Genomic DNA, 25,036 nt, shown 5'->3' on the forward strand with positions numbered 1-25,036 from the left:
GCGGCACCCCGCGCGCGGATACCCCGTGAATCGGCGCTGGATCAGCGCCTTGCTGTCGCTGATCATCGCCTTCTGGCTACCAACTGCCTCTGGCGGCGATTACTCGGCAAAAATCGGCGACCCACAATGGAAAACCAGCGAATACGGTTACTCAGCCGGTGTGCAAATCGAATATCGCTTGAGTCCGACCGCCAAGGAAGCGCTGCATAAAGGGGTACCGCTAACCTGGCGTGTTGTTATCGAGTTACGTCGCCCCGGCCGGTTATGGGAAGAGATCGTCTACAGCCGCGAACTGCGCTACACCCTGCAATTTCACGCCTTGCTAAACCAATACGCCGTCGAAACCGGAAATGGCGGCAGTGAAATGTTTTTAACCCTGAGCGCGGCCTTGGCGTTCATGGCGTCTATCAGCACGGACATGGCGCCGGCCGGCGAAAATCTCGACGCGACGCCGTTACAACTCGCGGTAAAAACCCGCTTCGACCGCGAAGCCCTGCCGATTCCGCTCCGGCCGATGGCCTATCTGGACCATCGGTGGTTTTTGTCCAGCGACTGGTATTTATGGTCAATCCCAAAATAAAACTGCCGGCCAGCGCTCTGATCGTCATCCTGTTCGGGGCGGTCTTGCTGCTGTTGCAATTGATGAGCAGCGCCAGCCAGGAATCGTCCGAACTCGGCGAAATGTATTCCTGGCTGCTGGTAATCAACACGCTCGGATCGATCATCCTGCTGGGTCTGGTCGTTGTCAACGCTTACTCTCTGGTCCGCGAACTGAAGAAGAAGGAGGCCGGCTCCCGGCTGACCACCCGGATGGTGTCGCTGTTCGTGTTATTGGCCTTGGCTCCGGCGGCCATCGTGTTTTATTTTTCGGTGCAATTCCTGCATCAAGGCATCGACAGTTGGTTCAACGTCGAAATCGACCGGGCGATGGACGACGCGCTGGAACTCAGCCAGTCGTCACTGACCCAACGGATGAATTGGCACATTAAGCAAACCCAGCAAATGGCCGACAAATTGCGTGGTAAGTCGGAGCATCTGATCGCGTTGGAAATCGGCTCGCTGTGGGCCGAATCCGGCGCATTAGAGCTGGCGGTCTTCACCCATCAAGGCCGGATTTTGGCGTCGAGCAGCGTCAATCCCAGCGACATTCTGCCGCACATGCCGGACGAACAGATCTGGCTACAGCTACGCCAAAACAAGCAATATTTCGCGTTCGATCCCGGCGACAACGACGACATGCTGGTCCGCATCATCGTCTCGCTGGAGCCGGACCAAAGTCGCTACCTGCAAGTGCTGTATCCGATTCCGCTACGGGTCACCGATTTGGCCGACTCGATCGAGTTCGCCTTCATTCGCTACCAGCAGATGAATTTTCTGCGCGACTCGCTGAAAACCAGTTTCTCGTTGATATTGCTGCTGGTGCTATTGTTGAGTCTGCTCGCGGCGATTTGGGTGGCTTTCATCAGCATCCGCAACATCGTCGCACCGGTCAAGGAATTGGTCAAAGGCACCCAAGCCGTCGCCGAGGGAGACTATCAACAGCAACTGCCGGTCATGAGCCAGGACGATTTGGGCTTTTTGGTCGAATCGTTCAACCAGATGACCCGGCGTATCGGCCGCTCCCGCGACGAAACCCGCGCCGCCGGCCTGGAAGTCGAAAATCAACGCGCCTACCTGGAAACTATTCTCGCCAATCTGACCGCCGGCGTGATTAGCTTCGACGCCCGCTACTACATCCGCACCGCCAACCAGGCCGCCTACCGAATTCTGCACATCCCGGTCAGCCATTTCGTCGGCCAAACCTTACCGGAACTGGCCGCCAATCACGTCGAACTAGCCGACATGCTGACAGCGATCCAGCGCCTGCTGGAAAAAGCCGACGACATCTGGGAGCAGCGCATTGTCTTCCTCGGCCCCAACGGCCGCCAGGAATTGCTGTGCCGCGGCACGCCGCTGTTCCAGCAGGACGGCAGCCGCACCGGCGCGGTGGTGGTATTCGACGACGTTACCGACTTGATACAAGCCCAAAAGAACGCGGCTTGGGGCGAAGTAGCCCGCCGACTCGCTCACGAAATCAAGAATCCGTTGACGCCGATTCAGCTGTCGGCCGAACGTCTGCAACACAAACTGGCCAAGGAACTCGACGAGGCCGGCGCTGAGTTTTTGCAACGCGGCACCCGCACCATCGTCCAACAGGTCGAGGCGATGAAACGGATGGTCGACGACTTTTCCGAGTACGCCCGGCCGTCCAAGAAGCAAGTCGAAAAAATCCATTTGCTGGACTTGATCCAAGAAGTGCTGGCGCTGTACACGCCGTTCGGCATCAAATTCGACACCGACTTCAAGAATCAACGAGTGATCGTCGAAGCCGACCCGGTCAGCATTCGCCAAGTGCTGCACAATCTGATCAAGAACGCCCAGGAAGCGACCTCCGAACAGTGCCGGGTGACGATTAAGATCGCCAAGGTGGTACGCAACAACGCCGAATACGTGGAACTGAGCCTTTACGACAACGGCAGCGGCCTGAATGCGGAGCAGATCGAAACCATCTTCGAGCCCTACGTGACCAGCAAGGCCAAGGGCACCGGCCTGGGCCTGGCCATCGTCAAAAAAATTATCGAGGAACACGGCGGCGTGATCTGGGTGGATACGTCTTATAATGCCGGGGCCGGCTTCATCATCCAACTGCCGGTCTTTGAATTCGGGAACCCTTCATGAACAAGCAAGCGCCCTACATATTGGTCGTCGACGACGAGCAGGACATTCGTCAACTGGTATCGGAAATTTTAGAAGACGAAGGTTACGATGTAGCGATGGCCGAAAACGCCAGCGAAGCCCGTAAGTTGAAAAACCAGCGTCCGCCCAATCTGATATTGCTGGATATCTGGATGCCCGACAGCGACGGCATCACCTTGCTACGCGAATGGGTCGGAGAGGATAGCTCGCTATGTCCGGTAATCATGATGTCCGGTCACGGTTCGGTCGAATCGGCGGTCGAAGCCACTCGGCTGGGCGCCTACGACTTTCTGGAAAAACCGCTGTCGCTGGCTAAATTGCTGCTGATCGTCGAGCGGGCGCTGGAAACCAGTTCTCTGCAACGCGAAAACGCCGGCCTGAAACAACAACTGATGATCACGGTCGAGCCGGTCGGCAAGAGCGCCGTGGTCGAGCGCACCAAGGACAAACTGAAGCGTCTGGCCCAACACGACGCCCGGGTGCTGTTCGTCGGCGAGGCCGGCGTCGGCAAGGAAATGTACGCCCGTTATCTGCACAACGCCAGCTCGCGGCGCGACGGCCCTTTCGTCGACGTCTCGGTCGGCAGCATTTCGCCGGAAAACGCAGCCGTCGAGTTTTTCGGCCGCGAGGACAACGGCCGGATTTATCGAGGCTTGCTGGAACAAGCCCATCGGGGCACCTTGTTCCTCGGCGAAATAGGCGGCATGGACCCGGAAACCCAAACCCGCTTGCTCAGCGCGCTGGAATCCAGCTCCTTTCTGCGAGTCGGCGGCAGTCAGGCGGTCAGAGTGGATGTACGTGTCGTCGCTTCTACGCGGTTAGCGCTGGACGAGGAGGTCAACAGCGGCCGTTTTCGCCAGGATTTGTACTATTTACTGAACGTGGTGACGCTGGACATCTCGCCGCTACGCGATCACAGCGAAGACGTACCGGCACTGTTGAATTTCTACGTCGATCATTTCGTGATGCACGAAAAATTGCCGTTCCGACGCTTCTCGATGGCCGCGCAAAATTATTTGCGCAACTACAGCTGGCCGGGGAACGTCCGCGAATTGCGCAATCTGGTGCAACGCCTGATGATTTTGGGCGCCGGCGACGACATCGAGCTGGACGAAGTCAAGACCGCGCTGGGCTCGATTGCCGAACAACCCAAACTGGGTTCGAACGTGCCGGAATTTTTCAATTTGCCGCTAAAGGAAGCCCGAGATCATTTCGAAAAGTCCTATCTGGAATACCATTTCGAAAAGACCGGTGGCAGCGTGGCTAAATTGGCGGCGGCTATCGGCATGGAGCGCACCCACCTTTACCGTAAGCTGCATTCGCTGAAGATCAAACTCTAAGTCAGCACCGCCGAGACCGACAAAAAACGGCCTCGGCAAGGCGGCGCGGAGCTTGGTCGCCTCGCCGCCTGCTCGCGTTAATGGATATGCACTTCGCGGGATTTGGCTTTGTCGCTGCGGCGCAAGGTATAATCGTCCTGATCGCCGGCCATCGGCTTGCCGTCGCTGTTCAGCAACACCAGCGTGCTGTCGTCCTGAATCGTGAATTTCCGCACCGATTCGTCTTTCTTCGAGGTTAGCAGCAAGGTGCGGGACTTTTCGTCCCACGCGTATTTACCTTTGTCGTAATACTCCCGACTGGACTCCCTGGCGTATTGGGTTACCAACAAATAATTGCTTTTTGGTTTGAGCGACAGCGTCATTTTAAAGCCATCGCAATCCTTTTCCTTACACGGCAAGTAACCGTAGAACACGCCGCGAAACCCGCCGGTTTCGTCGGCCGGAGCGGCGTGGGCGGAATGATCGACGCCTTGCTCCTGATGCCGACTCATTTCCCGCGCCTTCAGCGCTTTTTCCTGCAGTTGCATATCGGATTCGGCCCGGGCGACGTTAAACGAGGCCAAGCAGGCGCCGAAAAAAATCCATGTCACATTTTTTGTAATTGTTCTGTTTAATGTTTGCATAAGCGATTTTTCTGGTCTGTGCGTTAAATGATCGTTCTCGCGGCTCGCGATACACCGGCTGATTGACGAATCTCCCAAGCCGATCGAGAGTGGGCCGCTCACTGGAGCGCTATAGTATCCCGAGGCGGGCGATTATGACAGTTTCGGACTTGGTTCTCCGCGCCTTAGGCAAGACTACCAGTGAAATCGCCGTTATCAATACTGGACTTGGGTGCCGTTCGCGCGCTGTCTGGCGAACTGATCACGGGTCGCATCGATAGCCCGAGTTTTCCATCGATCGAAATTCGCCGCTGGACACCGTGTTTCGCTCTCGTCACTCAAAATCCGCGCGGCCAAAGGCCAATGCATCCTAGGATCTCCAGCCGGTCTTGATAACAATCCGAAGTGACGACTATCGTTACGAACACCGCGCGCCAGGTGCTTACGCGATCGATAAAACGCAAGCACACGGTTAAGCGTCGGTATTCAAACCCAAATAAACTTGAATTTGGCTTGACGTTTCAGTAGAATTCCGGGTTTTTATAGACCGCCTCAACCTTTGAGAAGCAAATAATGAAAACATTTAGTGCAAAGCCCGCGGAAGTTAAGCGCGACTGGTACGTGATCGATGCGGAAGGAAAGACATTAGGTCGCCTTGCTACTGAGATTGCACGCCGTCTTCGCGGCAAACACAAACCCGAATACACGCCGCACGTCGACACCGGCGACTACATCATCGTCATCAATGCCGAGAAAGTCGGCGTGACCGGCAACAAGGAAAAAGACAAAATGTACTATCGCCACACCGGCTACATAGGCAACATGAAGTCTGCTTCGCTGGGCAAATTGAGACAAACCTTCCCGGACCGCATCATTACAACCGCGGTACAAGGCATGCTGCCTAAGAATCCGTTGGGGCGGGCAATGTTCAAAAAATTGAAAGTTTACGCGGGTTCTGAGCACAATCATCAGTCTCAGCAACCCAAAGTTTTAGAATTCTAAGCAGGTAGATAGTTTATGGCAGCTCAGTACTACGGAACAGGTCGTCGCAAAAGCTCGGTCGCGCGCGTTTACGCCACCATCGGCTCAGGCAAATTCACCATCAACAGCCTCCCTGTTGAGCAATATTTCGGTCGCAAAACCGACGAGATGATTGCCAGACAACCGTTGGAGTTGTTGGGCAAAACCACCGACTTCGACGTCAACATCCTCGTTAGCGGCGGAGGCCCATCTGGTCAAGCCGGTGCCATCAGACACGGCTTGGCTCGCGCCCTAATCGAATTCGACGAAGTATTGAGATCGCCCCTGCGTAAAGCCGGTTACGTAACTCGCGACGCCCGCGTTGTCGAACGTAAAAAAGTCGGTCTACACAAAGCCAGAAAACGTCCGCAATACTCGAAACGTTAATCGGTTCTACCAAAAAAGCCGCTGGAAAGCGGCTTTTTTGTGTCATTAAATTTGGGGCACCCGATTATTCGGCCACAAAATCCACCCCGAAAACTAAAACCTCCAGCCCGAAACCGTTTTTCCGGCCAAGCCGAATCGCGTTGAGCAATTCGATCAGACTGACTCGACAACCTCAAATGCGCTAGGCTGGCGTCCATCACGGCGCCAGTGGCCGCGAGCCAGTCGCAAGACTTAGCCGAGCGAGCCTTAATTGATCGCGTGTTGCCGATCGGGAAACAACGCAAGCACCATTGTCAGATGCTCCGGCGCATCGAACAAAATGCTTCTCTCGGCGAAAAAGTCGCCGGCGGCTTCAATCGCATCTAGCATCACCGCAACCACGTAACGCTCGGCGTGAGACGAAGCCACCATTTTCTCGGGCACCGCCGCTTCGACCCGCAAAACCTGCATCGACTCGTCGAAAGAATGCAAGCGCAAGCCGTCGAAATCGGCTTTTTCGACCCGGCTCGGCAGCATAAACACAATATCCACGACCGGCATGCGCTTCTGCAGATGATGCTCGCGCAGTCCGGCCAGATCGATGGCAACTTTGGTAATGGCCTTGGCGATCGCGCTGTCTTCCAGCGCGCGGTCCGGCATCATGGAGGCAATATGTAAGGTCATGGCACACTCTCGACAATGGATGGTAAACCCATTCAGCAAAAGCCGTTCCAAATTGTAGGCGATCTCTGAAAATAGGCGAACCGACCGTCGCGGCCCAGCATTGCCCGGCACTTCCTGCCCAAATCCGAGTCTTTCGCGAACGCCAGATTGTGCCAAAGCCAACAAAGTCGAGCGAAGCTGCTATTCGAGCAACGACACCCGACCACGCATGGAGCTACCCATAGAGAACAGCTCTATGCCTTTTTGTAATCTCGCCGATACCTTGCCAAGTGCGATCCGCCCCATTTGCTACCGCAGGTTAGCCGCGACAATCGACTCGATCGCCTCTTCTACCCCGGCTAACTCGTCGTCGTAAACCATGGTTCTATACTCGACGGCGGTCGTATCGACCAACGATTGTCGGGGAGTTTGACGATCATCGGCAACCAGTTCGATGCGAGTCAGTGTCGACAATCCCGGCTGTAACGGCCGCTCGGCAAGTTCCTCGTTGTTCAGGACCACCCGGACCGGCACCCGCTCGGCGACATGTATGAAATTGCCGGTCGCGTTATCGGTCGGCAATAACGCAAACACGCTGCCGGTACCCGGTAGCAAACCCTCCACGCGACCGTGATAAAGCCGGTCCGGATAGGCATCGACCCGGATTTCGGCCTGCAGACCCGGACGAATGCCGGCTATGCGGTTTTCCGGCACATTGGCCTCGACCCACAAACGATCCACGGCCACGATGGTCAATAGCGCGATGCCCGGTTGAACGCTATCGCCAACCCTCGCCTTACGTTTGGCGACGACACCGGCGACGGGCGCGCGGACTTCCCGACGCCGGTACTCCAAATAAGCACGACGCAAGCGTTGCTTGGCTAATTCGACGGCAGGATGCTCGGCAATGTCGGTGGTTCCGAGTTGCGCCGCCAATTCGGCTCGTTCCGCGCCGACTTCGAACTCCGCCGCTTCCAGCTCGCGGATTTTATCTTCGGCATTTTGCACTTGCTGTTCGGATACCGCGCCCTCGTCAATCGCCAAACGCATACGGTTGAGGTCGTGACGGACCGCCGCCAATGCCGCGCCGCGCGCCGCCAAGCGTTGGCGCAAGGTGTCCCGCTTCGCCGCCAATGCCGCGATCCGCCGAACCGCATCCGCCAACTCAGCCTCGGCTTGGCGCAAGCCGATTTCGGCATGCCGGCCATCCAGCCTGACCAACAACTGACCGGCCGCCACCGCTTGCGTGTCCTCGGCCAATATCTCCACCACGGTGCCCGCCGTTTGCGCCTCGACCCCAACCACATGACCGGCGACAAAAGCATCGTCGGTACTCACCCAGTGTCTATCCAGCCACCAGCCGCGCCCGGCATAAGCCAACGCGACCGTTACGCAAGCGATCAAGGTCCAGCGCAAGCGCCGATTGCGCCGACGCAGGGCCGCTCGGGGACCGAGTCTGGGGATTTCGCTCATCGGCCAACCGACAGGACTTGGTCTTCCTGAAAACCGCCGCCCAAGGCTTCGCACAACGCGACAACCGCCTTAGCCCGCGCCGCTTGCGCCGTCGCAATTCGCCAGTGCAGCCTATCGACGACAACGGCGGCCTGAAGCGGGCCGGCGGCATCGCTTAAGCCCGTTTGCCGCAAAATGTCGGCCACTCGCTTGGTCCGTTCCGCATCCGCTAGGTTTTGGGCTAGCGCTTCAGCGGTGGCGTGCGCCTCACGGCCACGACTCACGGCATCGACGACCTCGCGCGCCGCCGTCGACAATGTCGCATTGTAAAACTCGACCGCCGCGTCGTAACCGGCCTCGCTATCGGCCAAATTAGCGCGCAGCCGACCACCTTCGAACAGCGGGAATGTCAACGACGGCCCAACCGCGTACGCCAGACTCGTACCGTGGAATACCACGTCGGTTAGGCTAACGCTATGCAAACCCGCCAAGCCGATCAAATTCACGTCCGGATAAAACTCGGTTTGGGCGACATGCACGGCTTCCGCGGCCGCCTCGGCACGTAACCGCGCCGCGCTGACATCGGGCCGCCGCGCCAGCAAATGCAACGGCAAATCGGCCGGCAAACCCGGCCAAGCCGGCGCCGCATGCTCGACACGGATATCCGCCCCCCAATCCGGGCCGCGTCCGGCCAACGCCGCCAGCAAATGCCGCCCGAGTTCGACCGAAGCGCCAGCCGCCGCCAAGCTTGCCTCGGATTCGCCGAGGTCTATTTGCGTGTTCAGCCAGGGCGCATCGCCGCTCAAACCGCTGTCGCGCCGACGGGCCGCCAGGGCCAGCAACCGCCGGCGACTGTCCAGCAAGCGTTCGCCGACCAAACGTTGTTGCTCGGCCGCGACCAAGTCGAAATAGGCTCGGGCCACGCTACCCGCCAACATTAACCGGGCGTCCGTCAATTCAGCGGCGCTAGCTAACGCGCCGTCCACGGCCTGCTGCAATTCGGCGCGATCCCTACCCCAAAGATCCAGGTGATACCGTAACACCACGGGATCGATTAATAATTGCCGAAACTGCTCGCCGGCCAGTTTCGCCTGAACGCTGTTGGCCGAAAACCGCTGAGCACTGAAAGCGACATTGGCGCTCACGGTCGGATAGAGTGCCGCGGCCTGACCGTCGACCAGCGCCCGCGCCTGCCGCAAACGAGCGGCGGCAACACCCAGGTCGGGATTGTCCGCCAACGCCGTTTCGATCAGCCGATCCAGTTCCGGACTGCCGAATTGGCGCCACCAGTCCGATACCGGCCAAGCGCCGGTTTGCGCATCTCGCAAGGTTTGCGTCATCGGCGGGAGCGAAATTTGCTCGGCGGCCGGCCGGGAATCGCCAAACTGGGCGCATCCGCCCAACCCCGCTAGCGCAACGATCCAAACCCAGCCGGCGAGTTTCACGCGTTTTCCTCCATGACCGCTTCCTCGCGACCGTCGCGCCAATCGGCCAGCGCCGAGCGCACCCGCGTCGGCCGCGCCAGCCAGACCAGCGCCGCCAAGATCGCAAAGCCGCAACCGGCAAGCCAAAACGCATCGTCGATACCCTGGATCGCCGCTTGCCGCGCGGCCGCTTTCGCTAGCCTGGCCAAGCCCCGATCGTCGGTATAGCCGGCCGCCCGCCACCACGACGCGGCCCGTTCGGCGGCCACGCTATCGGCTCCCATCCACTCAGCGTAATGAACGGCATGTAGCGGCGCGCGCCGATAAAGTACGCAACCTTGCAAGGTAATACCGATCGCGCCGGCCGCGATGCGCAACGCGCCGGCCAATTCCAGCGCGGCGGCGTGACGCCGCGCCGGTAAATCGTGCAGCATCAGCGCGGTTAACGGCACGAAGAATCCGCCCAAGCAGGCGCCTTCCAGCAATTTCGGCCCCAACAGCGTCGCGAAGGCCGCGCTATCGTCGAAGCGGCTCAACCAAAAATAGCACACCGAAAATCCGGCCAGGCTCAAGCTCGCGAGCCAACGGGCGTCCACGCGCTTGACGATTTCATGCATCACCGCCGCGACCGGTTTGGCGAAAACCGCCATCGGCAAGAAAACCAGACCGGCCAACCATGACGAGTAGCCCAAATTCAGCTGCAATTGCACAATCAGCAGCGACAACAATCCCTGGAACCCCAAAAACCCGGCGCACAATACCGTCAATCCAACCGCGAAATTGCGATGGGTCAATAGCCGTAACTCCAGATAAGGTCGGCAAGTTGAGCGCGCCCGTCCTATCCAGACCGCGAATGCCAACAACGTCGCCAGCGCTAAGACGATTTGCGAATCGGCCCGCCACCAATCGACGTCGTTGCCGCGATTCAATAAAGTCTGTAAACCGAACCAGGCCGTAACGCAACTCGCCAGCCCCAGCGCATCGAAGCGCAACCGGGCAACGGCTACCTTGCGCTGGTACAGCAAGGCCGCGACCAAGCCGGCAAAGCTCAGCGCGATCGGCACATTCGCCCAAAACAGGCAGCGCCACCCCCATTCGTCGGCGATCCAGCCGCCGATCGGCGGCCCCAGGCTGAACGGCGTCAGCGTAAATACACTCCAGACGCCGACACCGACCGACTTTCCGCGCGCTGGATATTCGTTCAACAGCAAAGTCTGCCCGGCCGGCAGCGAAATGCCGCCACAAACGCCGAGTAAAATTCGCGCTGCCAGATAGCGCGCGTAGCCGTCCGCCACGGCGCACAACCAGGATGCAACGGCAAAACCGACCAAGGCCGTCACCAGCACCCGGTAGTCGCCGACGCGTCTGACCAGCCAAGCGCCCAACGGATAAGCCAGCGCCAGTGCCATCATGTAATCGGTCTGGGTCCAGGTCGCCTCGCTGGGCGCGATACCCAGACCGCCGGCGACGCGCGGCAACATGGCGATGTAGGCCCCGGCATTGAAAATCACCAGCGCATGCGCCAACCCCAAACAGGCGTTGAATAAACCGAAGCGCCATCCCCGCAGGCGTCTTAACATGCGCCCGCTCATCGCGGCCCGCCGGAACCGGCCGGCAACCCGTCGTCGAGTAACGCGCCCCCCAGTTTTAGCGTCGCGCTCTTGAAGGCGGCACCGTCCACGGTTAACGAGGCGCGCGCTTGCGGATCGACCAAGGTACGTTCCGCGCTACCGCGCCCGGTCACCCGGCCGCTGGCTGGATCGATCCATTTCCATAACAAACGCAGCGACAATTGATCATCGAAGGTTCGCCAACCCAACATGCCCAATTCCAGCACTTTGTCGGCGACGCCGACAGGGTAGACGGCGGCCGGCGCGGCGTACCACGCCTGGACCGTCGCCCGCCAGCCCTCCGGATCGGCGGTTTCCGGGGCTAGCGGCAAGGCAGCGGCCACACAGGCAACATTGGCATCGACACCTCGAGCGCGCAAGGTCAGCGCGGCCCGCTCAGCCAGTGCCGGCAGCGGCGACCAATCCGGGCCGGACGACGCGATCGCGTCGTCGCCGGTGAGCGCACCGCTGGTTAAAATCCCGCCGGGCAAGCGAAACGCCGCCCGGTGAACCGGGAAGTCCAAGGCTTGATGACGAATCTGGCGGTAAGCCGGTTGACGTTGTTCGATCAGGTCTGGCCAGACCTCCAGAGGCGGCGCTTGCAACGGCACGACCAACACCGAAACCGGCGCCACGCCCGAATCCGCCGCCTGCTTCGGGCTGGTCGCCGCGCAGCCGGCGGCCAGCCACAATCCGGCAAGCGCCGATGCGGCCCGGATAATCACGGTTTGACTCCCTGTTTTACAACGTCGCCCAGGCGCGTTCCCGCGTGGGGCCATAGCTTCTAAATCGGACATATCGACTTCCCCCAGAATATTGGGAATCGCGGGACGCAAAAAACACTCAGCCAAATAACAGCGAATCGCTTTCTATTCGACTGTGACCCACTATAAAAAGCCGCATAACATTAGACAAGCGAATTTAATTGGACTTTAATATCGAAAAAATCAATACAAAGACATGGATCTCGACCAAATCAAGACTTTCTTAAGCGTGGCCGCCCACGGTAGTTTTCAGGCAGCGGCCGGGCATTTGTACGTCACCCAATCGACGGTCAGCATCCGCATTCAGCGTTTGGAAGCCGAGTTGGGCGCCGCGTTGTTCGTGCGCAACCGCGCCGGCGCCGCACTGACTAGCCAAGGCCAGCGATTTCTGCCACATGCGCAAAGCCTGTTACTGACCTTCGAACAAGCCCGCCACGACATCGGCCTACCCAGCCGGTTTCGAGCCAGCATCGCGATCGGCGCCCGCGTCGGGCTGTGGCAAGCGGTGCTGCCGGATTGGATAGGCGAGATACGGCGGACGATTCCGGACATCGCGATCCGCGGCGAAATCGGTTTCGAGGACGACTTGATGCGCGGCCTGATCCAGGGCCGCATCGATATCGGCATGATGTACACGCCGCAACACGGCGCCGGCCTGCTGATCGAGCATTTGTTCGACGAGACCTTGATCTTACTGGCCAGCGAACCGGATCGGCGCTGGCCCGACCCGGACTACGTCTACGTCGATTGGGGTCCGGCGTTTTATACCAAACACGCCAACTGTTTCCCCGATCTGGAAGGACCGGCCCAGCGCGTTAACATCGGCTGGCTGGCCGCGCAACTGGTGTCGCGTAACGGCGGCTCCTGCTTTCTGCCGGAGCGGATCGCCGCGCCGCTGGTCGCGGCCGGCCGCTTGTTTCCACTGGCGAACAGCCCCAGTTTCACTCTACCGGCTTATATGGTGTCCGCCCGCGCCGCCGACCACGACATACTGCGGCAAGTGGTGGACCTACTCCGGGCCGCGGCGCTCCGCGAGCGGCACGGGGACGGCCGCGACCGCGCCGAGCCGGCTTAATCCAAGGTCGGCGATGCGACGTGAAACGCGTCGCTGTGAATGTCGGCCAGCGCCGCGCCGCTCAAATAGGCCTGACGCTTGGCGCGATCCACCATGTCAGGATGGCCACACAAATACACCCGCCAATCTCGCAAACCCGGCAATTCCGCCATTGCCACGTCGTTAGCCCGGCCGGCAGCGATGCCTGACGGCACATCGCCGCGCGACACGCACGGCGTGTAATGGAAATTGGCGTGGGCTCGCGCCAAGTCGCGCATTTCATCCAGCCAGTACAGGCCCTCGACGTCCCGGCTACCGTGATACAGCCGAATTTGCCCGCGATGGCCGTTATGCAAGGCTTCCTCGACAATCCCGGCCAGCGGCGCCAAACCGCTGCCGGTACCGATCAGCAACAGATTGGCCGCCGGCAAGTCCGCCAGGTAGTAACAAAAGCCTTGCGGATCGGAAACGTCGATCCGGTCGCCGACCGCCAGCTCGCGATGCGCCCATTCGCTAAAGCGGCCGCCGGCCAAGCGGCGGATATGAAAAGTCAGGCGGGTCGAATTTCGGCTATTGGCGATCGAATAACTGCGGATCAATCCGTCGGCGCGGCGCAAATTGACGAATTGGCCGGCGTAATATGCCAGCGGATGCTCGCATTCCAAAACCAGCCACAGCGTCTGCGCATTCAGATTGCGCTTTTCGACGACCTCCGCCGCAGTGTAGCCCGCCGCCGCGCCACCCAATCCCAAACGCATATCGCGCTCGGGCCGGCACAAACAGGCCAGCAAATAATCTTCACGTTGCAGCGCCGGCTTCAACCCGACTTGCGCGGCGGCGGGCGGCGGGCCGTCTAGACTGCGCACCAGGCAGGCATGGCATACGCCTTGCCGACAACCGTTATCGATTTCGATGCCGTCGCGCAGAAACGCATCCAGCACCGTTTCGCCGGCACCGCACAGTGCCTGGCGGCCGTTGAAGCTAATCTTGATTTCCGCCATCGCCGCGCTCAACGGTTCAACACGTCGCTGCGGGTACTTTCGGCAATCGCTGCGGCTCGCGCGATCAAGTCGGCCGGCACGTTCAATTCCCGCAAGGTTGAGCCCAAGTGTTCCATCACCGCGTCGAAGTGGGTATCGTCCAGGCCCAGTTTTTCGACCAGATGGGCGTGCGCCCGCCGCATGTCGGCACCGTTGTAATGGTTGGGACCGCCGAAAGCCATCGTCAAAAAGGCTTTCTGCTTGGCGGCCTGCTTGTCGATGTCGGTGTTGTCGAAGAAGCGGTTGATTCGGTGATCGCTCAACACCTTGCGGTAAAAAATATCGACGGCGGCATTGACGGCCGCTTCGCCACCTAATTGTTCATACAAAGAAATCGCTGCGCTCATGGCATCTCCCGTGGATTGCGTTGATAAAGTCGGGTCGCTCGACCCGGACACAGCATAAACCGGTAAAAATACTTTTACAATATTTTTATGCTTTAAGTATTTTAGGCTGCTCGAGCTAACTTTGGCGGTCGCCATCAAAACATTCGGTTAATTCAATCGTAAGCTCCGCCACGCGCCCACGAGAATCCGGCCATTCACGAGCTAACGCGCTACAATAGTGGCCCGTTTCTCAGCCCGCAAAATTCGATGAACGTTTTAATCGGCTCCCGCCAGGAACAAATTCTGACTCTGTTATTAGATGCGCCTTCGGGCCTGTGCATCGACGAACTGGCGGCCGCGTTGGGGATTTCGCGCAACGCGGTCAAACAGCATCTGGCCGGACTCGAAAAAGACCAACTGATCCGCGAGGCCGCCTGGAACAGCACCGGCGGCCGGCCGTCGCGCAGTTACGGTTTGACCGAGGCCGGCCGAAATCGGCTACCCAAGCAATACGCCTGGTTCAGTACCTTGCTGCTGGACCAACTGCGTAACGAATTGGGCGAAGCCGGTTTACGCCGCTTGATGTGGCGAACCGGCGAAAATCTGGCCGAGACCTTGGCCCCTCGCTTTGCCGGTAAGAGTCTCGCCGAACGCACCGCCGCGCTAGTCGAATTGATGCAGTCGCTGGGTTATCACGCTAACCTGGAGGACGACACCGGCCAAATTAGAGCCATCAACTGCGTCTACCACGACATGGCTCAGCGCCACCCGGAATTGTGCGAGTTCGACCGGGCATTAATCGCAACCTTGCTGGAACGGCCGATCGAGCAAACCGCTTGCATGGCAAAGCAAGATTGCACATGCCGATTCAAGTGCTTGGCGCCGCCGGATTAGCCCAGGGTTCCGGCGCCGAACGGGCTTGCGGTTTTTCGTAGCCGAGCGTCTCGGTGATACAATGGCGCTTTCCCGAACGACTTTTTACCGAGAAATCATGAGACCATCCTTCCGTACGGCCTGCAGCCTGTTGTTTGGGCTGTCGTTAATGCTGACCGTCGCATCGCTGCAAGCCGCCAGTCCGATTTTTACGCCCGCCGCGCCGAGCGTCGCCGCCAGCAGCTATTTCCTGATGGACTTCAACAGCAGCCGGGTGTTGGCCGAAAAAGACCCCGACAAACGCGTCGCGCCGGCCAGTTTGACCAAGATCATGACGGTGTACGTGGTATTCCGCGAGCTTAAGGCCGGTCATTTGACGTTGGACGAAAAAGTCACGATCAGCCAGAACGCCTGGGAAACCGGCGGCTCGAAAATGTTCGTCGAAGTCAACAAGCAGGTGGCGGTCGAGGACTTGCTGCAAGGTGTCGTAATTCAATCGGGCAACGACGCCAGCGTGGCACTGGCCGAACACGTGGCCGGTAGCGAGCAAACTTTCGCGACGATGATGAACGAGCAAGCCAGCCGCCTGGGCATGGCCAACAGCCATTTCGAAAACGCCACCGGCCTGCCCAGTCCCAACCATTACAGTTCGGCGCGCGATCTGGCGCTGCTGGCGCAAGCGGTGATCAAGGAATTTCCGGAATATTACCGCTGGGATTCGCAAAAGGAATTCACGTTCAACGGGATCACCCAACAAAACCGCAACCTGCTACTTTGGCGCGATCCGTCGGTCGACGGCCTGAAAACCGGTTTTACCGACGACGCCGGTTACTGCATGGTCGCTTCGGCCAAACGCGAGGACATGCGGCTGATCTCGGTGGTAATGGGTACCGCCAGCCCGAACGCCCGCTCCAACGAGAGCCAGTCCTTGTTGAACTACGGTTTCCGCTTCTTCGAAACCCATCGTTTGTACGAAGGTAACAAGGCCTTGAGCGAGGCGCGGGTGCGCAAGGGTGTCACCTCGAAATTGCCGGTCGGCTTGGCCGAAGACCTCTACGTCACCGCGCCGCGCAAGCATTTCAGCGAATTGAAAGCCGAAAGCCAGACCGACAAAGCCATCGTCGCGCCGCTGAATAAGGGCGACACGGTCGGTAGCCTGGTAGTGTCGTTGGCCGGCGAAACCGTCGTCAGCAAACCGCTGGTGGCGCTGGAAGCGATAGCCGAGGGCGGCCTGTTCCGGCGTTTGTACGACGCCGCGATCGGTTTATTGGAGAAAGAATGACCCAACTCGTGTATTTGAACGGCGACTATCTGCCGTTGGCCGAAGCCAAGGTGTCGGTATTGGATCGCGGCTTTTTGTTCGGCGACGGCGTTTACGAAGTGATACCGGCCTACGGCGGCAAATTGTTCCGCCTGGAAGACCACATCGTTCGGCTGAATAACAGCCTGGCCGGCATCCGCTTGACGGTGCCGCACGGCGTCGCCGACTGGCAAGCCATCTTCCAGCCGTTGCTGTCGGCCGGCAAGGACCAATACATCTATCTGCAAATCACTCGCGGCTATGCGCCGACCCGCGATCACGGTTTCCCGGAAACCGTGGTGCCGACGGTTTTCGCGATGTGCTCGGAGATCAAGCCGTTTCCAGGCAAGTCGGCCGGTATCAAGGCGATCACGCTGGACGATACCCGCTGGCAGCTTTGCAACATCAAGGCAATCACCCTGCTGGCCAACATTCTGTTACGCCAACAAGCCCTGGATCGGGATTGCGCCGAAGCGATTCTGGTCAAGAACGGATACGTTATCGAAGGCGCCGCCAGCAATCTGTTCGCGGTCATCGACGGCGAATTGATCACGCCGCCCAAATCCAACGAAATCCTGCCGGGCATCACCCGCGACGTGATTCTGGAATTGGCGAGCGCCGACGGCATCCCCTGCCGCGAAGACATCATCGCGCTGGAAGGCCTGCAAACCGCCGAGGAGGTCTGGGTCGCCAGTTCCACCCGGGAAATCCTCGCCGTCGTTGAATTGGACGGCAAACCGATCGGCACCGGCAAGCCAGGGCCGGTTTGGCAACGGCTGGACGATTTACTGCAAACCTATAAAAAGTCGCTGTCATGAGCGAAGCCGATTCCCTGCTGGAATTTCCCTGCCAATTTGCGATTAAGGCGATGGGTAAGAGCCGGGACGACTTCGACGCAATCGTCGTCGAGATCGTCCGCCGCCACGTCGAAGACATTCGCGAAGGCGCGGTCACTAGCCGGCCGAGCAAAGGCGGCAATTACACCGCAGTCACCGTCGTCATCGAGGCCACCAGCCGCGGCCAACTGGACGCGATTTACCTGGATTTGACCGCCTGTCCCGACGTGTTGATGGCGCTGTAAGCCGGTGAATGCAAGCCTGCAACACTTGGGCCGGCGCGACTACGCATCGGTCTGGCGGGACATGCAAAACTACACCGCCGAGCGCGACTGCGCCAGTCCGGACCAGATCTGGATCGTCGAGCATCCGCCGGTCTACACATTGGGCCTGAACGGCAAGCGCGAACACCTACTGCGCGAGACGGCGATTCCAGTCATTGCCTGCGATCGCGGCGGCCAGATCACCTACCACGGCCCCGGCCAACTGATCGTGTACCTGTTGGCCGATCTGCGCAGGCTGAGTCTAGGCCCAAGGCAGGTGGTCAGTTTATTGGAACAAGCCGTCATCGTCACGCTAAGCCAATACGGTATTTCGGCCTCGGCCCGCGCCGACGCCCCCGGCGTCTACGTTGACGGCCGCAAAATCGCGTCGTTGGGCCTGCGCATCAAACGCGGCTGCTGCTATCACGGCTTGAGCCTGAACAACGACATGGACTTGGCACCGTTCCGCGACATCAATCCCTGCGGCTACCCGAATTTGCCGGTTACCCAACTGGCCGATTTGGGGGTTAAGATAAGCACCGACGAACTGGCCGTTCCGATAGTTCACCAATTACTTCAGGCGATAGAATCATGACGCTGAACGCCCCTTCCCGCTCCACGCCCGCAACCCACCAACGCAATGCCGATAAATTGTCGCGGATTCCGATCAAGGTCGAAACGACCGGCGAAGTATTGCGCAAACCGGATTGGATCCGGGTCAAGCTACCGGCCAGCGATCAGGTCAACCGGATAAAGCAGACCCTGCGCGCCAACCGTCTCCACACGGTGTGCGAGGAAGCGGCCTGCCCGAATCTGGGCGAATGCTTCAGCCACGGCACCGCTACTTTCATGATCATGGGCGATCTGTGTACCCGGCGTTGCCCGTTCTGCGACGTAGCCCACGGCAAACCGCAAGCGTTGGACGCCGAGGAACCGGCGCATCTGGCCGATACCATCGCCGCGATGGCGTTGAAGTACGTGGTCATCACCTCGGTGAACCGCGACGACTTGCGCGACGGCGGCGCCGGCCACTTTGCCGCCTGTATTGCCGAGGTGCGCCGGCGATCCCCCGCCACCGTTGTGGAAGTGTTGGTCCCCGATTTTCGCGGACGGGTCGGTAAAGCCCTGCAGATCTTGGCCGCGCAACCCTGCGATGTGTTCAACCACAATTTGGAAACCGTGCCGCGCCTGTATCAGCAAGCCCGGCCCGGCGCCGATTACCAGGGATCGTTGGAACTGCTAAAGCTGCATCGAGAACATCTGCCGCAGGTGCCGACCAAATCCGGCCTGATGTTGGGCATCGGCGAAACCGAAGCGGAGATTTTGGCGGTGCTGGACGATTTGTTGGCGCACGGTTGCAGCATGCTGACGCTGGGTCAGTATTTGCAGCCCAGCAAGGACCATTTGCCGGTCCAGGCCTATATCCATCCGGACCAATTTCAAACCTACGCAGAAATCGCCACCGAAATGGGCTTCAAACAAGTAGCCAGCGCGCCGTTGGTGCGTTCGTCCTACCACGCCGACCTGCAAGCCGCCGGCATCGTCGGAGTATGCGAGCAAGCCCCCTAGGTTAGTGCCATGCGTTAAGCTTGAATTTATCGGACGTTGCTAATCTGGATCGAGGCGCCCGTACCGCGTTCCGCTGCCCCTACCCCTCTGGCTTCGGAATGCTCCTTACGCGGCGCCTCACTAATCTCCCTGCATATTCTACCGAGTCACGCCGGCAACATATCGTCCTGGTAATGGAAGACATTGGATAAATCGATGTGGATTTCGATCCGATCGCCCCGCCGCCGATCAATGCCGCGCTGCTGATAGCCGGCCGACGCTTCCAACAAGCGCCTATCGTTGTTAAGATCCCTATGCACATACGGCCTGATCGACACGCAAGTATTGCTGAAGGGTTTGCCGGACAGGTTTTGAATCGCCAACATGCCGCTGGCCCGCGAATCGACGAAAACCAGACCGTGGTGCTCCAGACCATTGGTTTGCTTATCCCGAATCACCATCACCTCGGCTTTCAAAACCCGACCGGACGCCTGATCTCCACCGTTCGTAAACGCCGAAAACACGTAATCGTGTAACTCGTTGGGTCGAGTATTCGCAGGAATATCCTTTAAAAACAAAATCATAATCACTGTCTGCATCGTAACTGGAATCGACGTGGAACTAAAATGCGCATCTTCCCTAAAGGATTGCGCCGCCACATACATCTTAGCCGACGCTCGTTACGCGACAAATCAGGCTCCTGTTCTTACCGCCGGCACGAAACGGCAGGCAAAAAAACGGGCCGGACAGAGAGTCCAACCCGCGCGGCGGCTGTCCGTGCGCCAAACGTTCCACCCAGGAACGATTTTTAAAACAGACTCTGAAGAAGCAGCTTGTATCTCGATCGGCGGATACCGCACCATCCTGACCAAATCGCCTGGCAGCGCTACCATTCAACATGATTCGCCGACAACCGCGCCTCGCAAACTTCCAGCCTGACGCGATCATAGCGGCATCGGCGACCGACCGCAAGCCCAAAATTACTCTGAAAGGCGTTGGGCGAGTTACGGACATCCCTGCGTCGGAACGCCATCAACCGCGGCTAAAGCCCCTCGCGCGCTCATATTTTTCGAAAAGCCTTTCACGACCGTTAGGTTAGAACTCTACAAGACATCTTGAGTTTAGATGCGATCGGCGAGGAGTTGCAGCGGATGAAGCACTCTGGAGCCTGCGGGCTGCCCGGCGTTCAGATAAAAACCACAGCCAAAGTTGGCGCTGACTACGACATCGGCTCCGGATCCGGCCATCGCCAGACGCTTGGCGGCCCGCAACGATTCGGCGTTTTCGGGATGACTGAGCATATAAGTACCGCCGGCACCACAGCATAACTGATTGTCGGCCAACGCTTCCAGATTGACGCCTGGAATCTTGCGCAACAAGGCATACACGCTCTGACTATTCTTCAACACATTGCGTTGACTGCAGGGTTCATGGACCGCCACGTTCAGATTGGAAGCCGCCAGTTGCAGATCTTCCGGCCAATGCGCCAACAAAAACTCGTTGATGTCGATCAAATGCTTGGTAAACCAACCGGATGTCTCGGAATCTCCGCCTTGATATTCGGTCAACATAGCCCCGCAGCCGCTGGCTGAGTATATAACCGCTTCGACTTCCAGCGCGTAAAACGCGGCGATGTTGGCTTCCATCATCGATTCCGCCGGCAAGCCGTTGTGCTGATGAATCGCGCCGCAACAACCCTGCTCTTCCGGCACCACGACCTCATAACCGAGCCTATTCAGTAACTTGATGCCCGCAACCTGGACCGGACGATCGAAATGTTCGGCCAAACAACCGGTAAACAGCGCTACCCTGCCCCGATATTTGATGCGACGCTCAACCGGATAAATCCCGGCCAGTCCGACCAAGGACGGCTCGCAAACCAAGGCTTCGGCCGCTCCCAAACCGAGTTTCGCCAACAGTCCGCTGGCGCGTAGCGGTTTCTGCAAACCGGAGCGTAAATACAGCGTGACGAATGGCAGCAACAGTGCCCGGGCGTGCTTGCGTTCGATCAAGCGCAACCCCAGCCGTGCCAACCAAGACGGCCTCGCCGTCGCGCGCAATTTGGCTTGGGCCCGGTCGAACAATGTCCCATAACTCATTCGGCTGGGACAAACGGTCTCGCACGTCCGGCACTGAACGCAATCGTTGAGTTGCGCGAGTTCTTCGACGCCAACGCCGGCGTCGTCGGCCAATATTTTGGCGATGGTACGCACCCGGCGGCGCGGTGTCTGTTCGTCCACCTGGAATAAGCGAAACGTCGGACAGGTACTGACGCACATACCGCAGCGCATGCATTCGCTGGCTTCGGGAATATAAGGACCGGTCGACGGCGGTGATGCGTCCGCGGAACCGTCGCTAGCCGAGTCGAAGCCGAAATCCTGAAAGTCGAACATATTAGCCCTCCATCATTTTTACGTACGCGCGGCGCAGCAACTCCATTTCCGCCGGCGGCCGACCGCGCAATTCCGGTAAGGTGCGAAATTTGCAGTTACGACTTTCCATTAATAGATGCGGCGGGTCGAGCAGCGTGAAACGCGCCATATACACCGTAATCACGCCACCGGGCGCATCGACTTGCTCGGCGAAACCGGCTTCGATCCGCAGCAAATCGTTGTCCAATTGCAGAGTCTGATTGGCCGTGCTCAGCAACATCGCCGGATGCACGCTCACCTTGCCGGCCGGCGCGTCTTCATCTTCCTCCAACGCTTCGGACAGTGGCGGCAACGGTTCCGGAAAGAACACACTTCCGGAGGCTTGCTGCAGGAATAATGTCAAGGCGCTGATGTCGCCTTTATAAAACAGCAACAGGCGGTGGTTTTCGAACGGGTCGGCGAGCGATTCGATCATGGCTTAGATGGTGGCCTGGCTGTCCCACAAGGTTTTATAGCTGGAATCCAGCCGCGACAGGCGGTTATTGAGTCGATCCAGCAACGGGTAATCCGGAAAGCGGGACCGGTTGCCGCTAGCGTACCAGCTATCCATTGCCGCCGTCAGTCGGTTTTTCTCGTCAAAACAATCGGCAATCTGCTGTTTCAACCAAGCCAGGCTATGATTCGGCAATAATTCCATCACCCGATAGCGCAAACCGTTGTTGAAAATCCGCACCCCCCCGCCCTGAGCAGCGGTATGGTATAGCACCTCCGGGTCGACGATCTCGGCTCCGGCCAGGTAATCGATACCAAATTCGTGCAGTTGCGGCAGCCACGGCACGGTCGGCCCCATTAACACCGTCGTGGCATGGCAAGCCAGCTCCGCCAGTCGCGGAAACGTTTTGTTCGGGATGGAACTGGCGGTCAAAAACACCCAATCGGCCTGCGGCAACAGAAATTCGCACGCGGAATCCGGCAAATCGCTGGCGGCCGGCTGGCGCTCCAGTACCGTCAACTGCATCCGCTCCTGATACCGTTCGATGCCAGGGTAACGGCCGATCACGACCACTTTCTTGCCTTTCAAGCGCGGGAGAAAATAATCGAACACCGCCAGGTTAGCGTATTCGGCGTGACCTTCCAATGCCAGCGAATCCGGTAGCGGTCTGGCGTTGACGCTGGCGTTGATCGCCGCCATCGCCACGGTCGCCTTATACGGCTCCCACTCGGTAATCCAAGCGGCCAGATCGATGATCGGCTTGCCGCATAAGGTGCCGGACCAATTCAGCGTCCGCGTGGCGTGCCCCGGCGTCATCGCCAAACCGGTAGTCGCATCGCCCCTGCCGCGACATAGCGTCCAAACCAGACCTATCATCAACTCGTCGACCACCGCATCGCCACCGCAATGATCCAGCAGCAACTCGTACAGGTACTTAGGGTTGCCCATCGCCCCCCCCTTATTGCGGCACGTCTAGCAATTTCGCTTCGGTTTTAATGTTGTCCTGCTTGCCCCAGGCATTGATCGCCTCTACAAACCATTGCTTCTTGGTCGGGTGAGGCTGCACCACATCGTACTCGGCATAAAAGCTGCCGTCGCCGTGAAATTTGATTTGACCGATCCGGCGCTTATTGGCGTCGTACCAATATCCCACCAAATCCACGCTTTGCGTGAACGGGTCGCTGACCAGACTGAATTGCGCGGCTTCGTATTCCGGCAACGCGATCTGAGTCTGTACCGGGAAACCCAGCTTGGCAATATTCGCGGCGATGCGTTGGCACACGGTTTTGCCGAATTCGCGGCGCATTTCAACGTGTTCAGACAAACTTTCCGCGCTCATGCGGCATCCTCCAACATTGCGCTCGCCAAGTCCATGATTACCGACGCACCGGAGCGGTCTTCCGGATCCAAGCCCCGAATAATGGACAGGATCAGTTGCGCCTCCTCATCCTGTTGGCGCCGCAGATTGATAAAAGCCAGCGCTTTCAAACTATACAGATAGAACAAGTGAACGTCGCTGGCATACATATCCCGCTTGCCGGTTTCCTGGCTCAACAGTCGGTAATCCGCCGTGAAGCCGCCTTGCCGAGCCGCCTCCGCCAAGGCCGCCCGGGCTTCGCGCTCCGCTTCCTGCAATCGGCCCTGGTAAAAATAAAACTTGTACAACGCGAAATAGGTTTGCAAACAGGTGCCGTCCAAGGCCTGGGCCTGCTGAAAAAACTTCTCGGCCAGCGGTTTGTCGGCGTGGCTGGCCGCCACCGCCGACTGCAACAGTTTGTTGACGGCTTCTGGGACATCCGGGCTAAACAGCACCCGCTCTTCAAGAAAGCTGACCGCGGCCATTGCTTACCAAACCTCGGCGGGCACGATAAGCTTTTCGACAGGCTTATCACCCAGCAAATGCTCCTCGATGATGGTTTTGACGTCGTCCTTGGTCACCCGTCCATACATAACACCTTCGGGATAGACCAGCACGCTGGGTCCCAGCATGCAAGGCCCCATGCAGCCGGTGTTGGTCAGGCCGATTTTTTCGAACAAATTGCGGCTTTGAATTTGCGCCATGAATTCGTTCATCACGTCGGCACAACCGCTGGCGGTACAGGAACCGCGCGGATGGCCTTGCGGACGCGCTTGAGTACAGACGAAAACGTGTTTATTGGGACGTGGCATGATAGCTTTCCTTTTTTGAACTGAAATAAGAAATCGGGTCGCTTGCGCGACGCTGAAAGGGGGCGCCCTTTCTTAAAGCGGGCAGATCGCTTCAAGCCTCCAACCAAGCTATATGGATGGCGGTCGCTTGCATCGCGTTTGCGCTCAACGGTTTCGCGTTGAGCGGCGCGGAAGCCTGCCGATAAAAAGTGGCCATCACAAGTTCCGACGCAAGCGGAGCGCTGGACACTCCGCATCCGCCGGACGGCATTTAAGCCGCTGCCTTATGCTCGTGGGTAAAGCAGGCTTTCGGGCAGACTTTGGAGCAAGCCTCGCAGCCAATACAGTCGGCGGCATTTTTGAGGCTCATCACCATCGTGTTGTCGTCATCCTCGTCGAAGTCCTCCAAGTCGGCGGCGTCCAGTACATCTCCCCGGTCCACCAAATCGAACACGTCGCGCGGGCACACCTTGAAGCAACGGCCGCAACCGATGCAGTCGCGTTGGTTCAAATCGGTCACGTAAGATGGCGTCCAAACGCTGCCGCCAAAAGTTACGCCGGTTACAAATTCGCTCATATCGCTCTCCTCAAGCCTCATCCGCCACTGGCGGCTTGAAATTTCTTGTTGGCTTCGTCCCAAGCCTTACATGCGTCGTACGTCGTTTGGGCAATGCCCATCAACTCCCCGTAAGCATCCGGCAAACGGTCTTCGATCAGATCATGCAACACCGACGCCGCCTCGTTGGCCAGGCGTTTGGTCTTTTTCACTTCTTTTTCCAGCGCTTTAATCTCTTCGTCACTCATAA

The 25,036-nt window shown here is 58.7% G+C and carries 29 protein-coding genes; 12 read left to right on the top strand and 17 right to left on the bottom strand.

Annotation, left to right across the window (positions count from 1 at the left end; translation table 11 throughout):
• Positions 1-25 precede the first annotated feature (25 nt).
• From ACQE3E_RS18230 to ACQE3E_RS18240, 3 genes are read left to right on the top strand one after another with little or no spacing between them, the layout of a single operon-like run.
• Entirely contained in the window at positions 26-580 is a 555-nt protein-coding gene (locus ACQE3E_RS18230) for a DUF4390 domain-containing protein (protein WP_427500913.1), read from the top strand.
• Positions 562-2,718, top strand: a complete 2,157-nt coding sequence (locus ACQE3E_RS18235) for a sensor histidine kinase (RefSeq protein WP_281021227.1) — start codon at positions 562-564, stop codon at positions 2,716-2,718. The genes ACQE3E_RS18230 and ACQE3E_RS18235 overlap by 19 nt, the downstream gene beginning before the upstream one ends.
• Positions 2,715-4,076 (top strand): sigma-54-dependent transcriptional regulator, encoded by a 1,362-nt coding sequence (locus ACQE3E_RS18240; RefSeq protein WP_281021228.1) that lies wholly within the window; start codon positions 2,715-2,717, stop codon positions 4,074-4,076. Before ACQE3E_RS18235 ends, ACQE3E_RS18240 begins: the two co-directional genes overlap by 4 nt.
• Positions 4,077-4,153: 77 nt before the next feature.
• Here ACQE3E_RS18240 and ACQE3E_RS18245 read toward each other — a convergent pair whose 3' ends face one another.
• Positions 4,154-4,603, bottom strand: a complete 450-nt coding sequence (locus tag ACQE3E_RS18245; RefSeq protein WP_427500914.1) for a copper resistance protein NlpE — start codon at positions 4,601-4,603, stop codon at positions 4,154-4,156.
• A 648-nt stretch (positions 4,604-5,251) separates the two neighbouring features.
• On the opposite strand from ACQE3E_RS18245, the gene rplM reads away from it, so the two are divergent.
• Positions 5,252-5,680: a 50S ribosomal protein L13 gene (gene rplM, locus ACQE3E_RS18250; protein WP_064029603.1), complete on the top strand. Its 429-nt coding sequence runs from the start codon at positions 5,252-5,254 to the stop codon at positions 5,678-5,680.
• Between the two features lie 15 nt (positions 5,681-5,695).
• Complete coding sequence (gene rpsI / locus ACQE3E_RS18255) at positions 5,696-6,085, top strand: 30S ribosomal protein S9 (protein ID WP_313730816.1); 390 nt, start codon at positions 5,696-5,698, stop codon at positions 6,083-6,085.
• A gap of 246 nt (positions 6,086-6,331) precedes the next feature.
• Here rpsI and ACQE3E_RS18260 read toward each other — a convergent pair whose 3' ends face one another.
• The 5 genes from ACQE3E_RS18260 to ACQE3E_RS18280 form a co-directional block, all read right to left on the bottom strand.
• The gene (locus tag ACQE3E_RS18260) at positions 6,332-6,748 is read right to left on the bottom strand and encodes a hypothetical protein (RefSeq protein WP_313730815.1); all 417 of its coding nucleotides are present in this window, start codon (positions 6,746-6,748) and stop codon (positions 6,332-6,334) included.
• Positions 6,749-7,036: 288 nt separating this feature from the next.
• Entirely contained in the window at positions 7,037-8,200 is a 1,164-nt protein-coding gene (locus tag ACQE3E_RS18265; RefSeq protein WP_427500915.1) for an efflux RND transporter periplasmic adaptor subunit, read from the bottom strand.
• Positions 8,197-9,624 carry an efflux transporter outer membrane subunit gene (locus ACQE3E_RS18270; RefSeq protein WP_427500916.1) on the bottom strand — a complete coding sequence of 476 codons (1,428 nt, stop codon included), beginning with the start codon at positions 9,622-9,624 and terminating at the stop codon, positions 8,197-8,199. The genes ACQE3E_RS18265 and ACQE3E_RS18270 overlap by 4 nt, the downstream gene beginning before the upstream one ends.
• Positions 9,621-11,183, bottom strand: a complete 1,563-nt coding sequence (locus ACQE3E_RS18275) for a DHA2 family efflux MFS transporter permease subunit (protein ID WP_427500917.1) — start codon at positions 11,181-11,183, stop codon at positions 9,621-9,623. The genes ACQE3E_RS18270 and ACQE3E_RS18275 overlap by 4 nt, the downstream gene beginning before the upstream one ends.
• Before the next feature lie 8 nt (positions 11,184-11,191).
• Complete coding sequence (locus tag ACQE3E_RS18280; protein ID WP_427500918.1) at positions 11,192-11,938, bottom strand: hypothetical protein; 747 nt, start codon at positions 11,936-11,938, stop codon at positions 11,192-11,194.
• A gap of 235 nt (positions 11,939-12,173) precedes the next feature.
• Between ACQE3E_RS18280 and ACQE3E_RS18285 the strand changes: the two genes are divergently transcribed.
• Complete coding sequence (locus ACQE3E_RS18285) at positions 12,174-13,052, top strand: LysR family transcriptional regulator (protein ID WP_071160481.1); 879 nt, start codon at positions 12,174-12,176, stop codon at positions 13,050-13,052.
• Here the strand turns inward: ACQE3E_RS18285 and ACQE3E_RS18290 are convergent.
• Together ACQE3E_RS18290 and ACQE3E_RS18295 are read right to left on the bottom strand one after the other, a co-directional pair.
• Positions 13,049-14,032 (bottom strand): 2Fe-2S iron-sulfur cluster-binding protein, encoded by a 984-nt coding sequence (locus ACQE3E_RS18290; RefSeq protein ID WP_071160570.1) that lies wholly within the window; start codon positions 14,030-14,032, stop codon positions 13,049-13,051. The genes ACQE3E_RS18285 and ACQE3E_RS18290 overlap by 4 nt on opposite strands.
• An 8-nt stretch (positions 14,033-14,040) precedes the next feature.
• On the bottom strand, positions 14,041-14,418 hold the full coding sequence (locus tag ACQE3E_RS18295) for a group I truncated hemoglobin (protein WP_064029618.1): 378 nt from the start codon (positions 14,416-14,418) through the stop codon (positions 14,041-14,043).
• 246 nt (positions 14,419-14,664) lie between these two features.
• Here ACQE3E_RS18295 and ACQE3E_RS18300 point away from each other — a divergent pair, with 246 nt between their 5' ends.
• The 6 genes from ACQE3E_RS18300 to lipA all read left to right on the top strand — a co-directional run bounded on the left by ACQE3E_RS18300 (position 14,665) and on the right by lipA (position 19,238).
• On the top strand, positions 14,665-15,291 hold the full coding sequence (locus ACQE3E_RS18300) for a helix-turn-helix transcriptional regulator (protein ID WP_071160485.1): 627 nt from the start codon (positions 14,665-14,667) through the stop codon (positions 15,289-15,291).
• Positions 15,292-15,388: 97 nt separating this feature from the next.
• A complete protein-coding gene (locus ACQE3E_RS18305) occupies positions 15,389-16,552 on the top strand; it encodes a D-alanyl-D-alanine carboxypeptidase family protein (protein ID WP_064029622.1) in 1,164 nt (387 codons plus the stop codon).
• On the top strand, positions 16,549-17,388 hold the full coding sequence (locus tag ACQE3E_RS18310) for a D-amino acid aminotransferase (RefSeq protein WP_313730804.1): 840 nt from the start codon (positions 16,549-16,551) through the stop codon (positions 17,386-17,388). Before ACQE3E_RS18305 ends, ACQE3E_RS18310 begins: the two co-directional genes overlap by 4 nt.
• Positions 17,385-17,651, top strand: coding sequence for a YbeD family protein (locus ACQE3E_RS18315; protein ID WP_064029626.1), 267 nt, complete (start codon positions 17,385-17,387; stop codon positions 17,649-17,651). Before ACQE3E_RS18310 ends, ACQE3E_RS18315 begins: the two co-directional genes overlap by 4 nt.
• Positions 17,652-17,655: 4 nt before the next feature.
• The gene (gene lipB / locus ACQE3E_RS18320; protein ID WP_313730801.1) at positions 17,656-18,264 is read left to right on the top strand and encodes a lipoyl(octanoyl) transferase LipB; all 609 of its coding nucleotides are present in this window, start codon (positions 17,656-17,658) and stop codon (positions 18,262-18,264) included.
• Positions 18,261-19,238 carry a lipoyl synthase gene (gene lipA / locus ACQE3E_RS18325; protein ID WP_427500919.1) on the top strand — a complete coding sequence of 326 codons (978 nt, stop codon included), beginning with the start codon at positions 18,261-18,263 and terminating at the stop codon, positions 19,236-19,238. Before lipB ends, lipA begins: the two co-directional genes overlap by 4 nt.
• Positions 19,239-19,384: 146 nt before the next feature.
• Here lipA and ACQE3E_RS18330 read toward each other — a convergent pair whose 3' ends face one another.
• The 9 genes from ACQE3E_RS18330 to ACQE3E_RS18370 form a co-directional block, all read right to left on the bottom strand.
• On the bottom strand, positions 19,385-19,816 hold the full coding sequence (locus tag ACQE3E_RS18330) for an RNA-binding protein (RefSeq protein WP_168032560.1): 432 nt from the start codon (positions 19,814-19,816) through the stop codon (positions 19,385-19,387).
• Between the two features lie 522 nt (positions 19,817-20,338).
• The gene (locus tag ACQE3E_RS18335; RefSeq protein ID WP_313730798.1) at positions 20,339-21,610 is read right to left on the bottom strand and encodes a (Fe-S)-binding protein; all 1,272 of its coding nucleotides are present in this window, start codon (positions 21,608-21,610) and stop codon (positions 20,339-20,341) included.
• 1 nt (position 21,611) lies between these two features.
• A complete protein-coding gene (locus ACQE3E_RS18340) occupies positions 21,612-22,064 on the bottom strand; it encodes a hypothetical protein (protein ID WP_071160493.1) in 453 nt (150 codons plus the stop codon).
• Between the two features lie 3 nt (positions 22,065-22,067).
• Positions 22,068-23,030: a Rossmann-like domain-containing protein gene (locus ACQE3E_RS18345; RefSeq protein WP_427500920.1), complete on the bottom strand. Its 963-nt coding sequence runs from the start codon at positions 23,028-23,030 to the stop codon at positions 22,068-22,070.
• A gap of 10 nt (positions 23,031-23,040) precedes the next feature.
• The gene (locus ACQE3E_RS18350) at positions 23,041-23,421 is read right to left on the bottom strand and encodes a hypothetical protein (protein ID WP_064029638.1); all 381 of its coding nucleotides are present in this window, start codon (positions 23,419-23,421) and stop codon (positions 23,041-23,043) included.
• Positions 23,418-23,924 (bottom strand): hypothetical protein, encoded by a 507-nt coding sequence (locus ACQE3E_RS18355; RefSeq protein ID WP_064029640.1) that lies wholly within the window; start codon positions 23,922-23,924, stop codon positions 23,418-23,420. Before ACQE3E_RS18355 ends, ACQE3E_RS18350 begins: the two co-directional genes overlap by 4 nt.
• A gap of 3 nt (positions 23,925-23,927) precedes the next feature.
• Positions 23,928-24,251: a (2Fe-2S) ferredoxin domain-containing protein gene (locus ACQE3E_RS18360; protein WP_064029642.1), complete on the bottom strand. Its 324-nt coding sequence runs from the start codon at positions 24,249-24,251 to the stop codon at positions 23,928-23,930.
• Between the two features lie 250 nt (positions 24,252-24,501).
• A complete protein-coding gene (fdxB, locus tag ACQE3E_RS18365; RefSeq protein ID WP_064029672.1) occupies positions 24,502-24,807 on the bottom strand; it encodes a ferredoxin III, nif-specific in 306 nt (101 codons plus the stop codon).
• Between the two features lie 17 nt (positions 24,808-24,824).
• Entirely contained in the window at positions 24,825-25,034 is a 210-nt protein-coding gene (locus ACQE3E_RS18370; protein WP_064029644.1) for a CCE_0567 family metalloprotein, read from the bottom strand.
• Positions 25,035-25,036 lie beyond the last annotated feature (2 nt).

The organism is Methylomonas sp. MED-D (assembly GCF_050276835.1).
GTDB lineage: Bacteria > Pseudomonadota > Gammaproteobacteria > Methylococcales > Methylomonadaceae > Methylomonas > Methylomonas koyamae_A.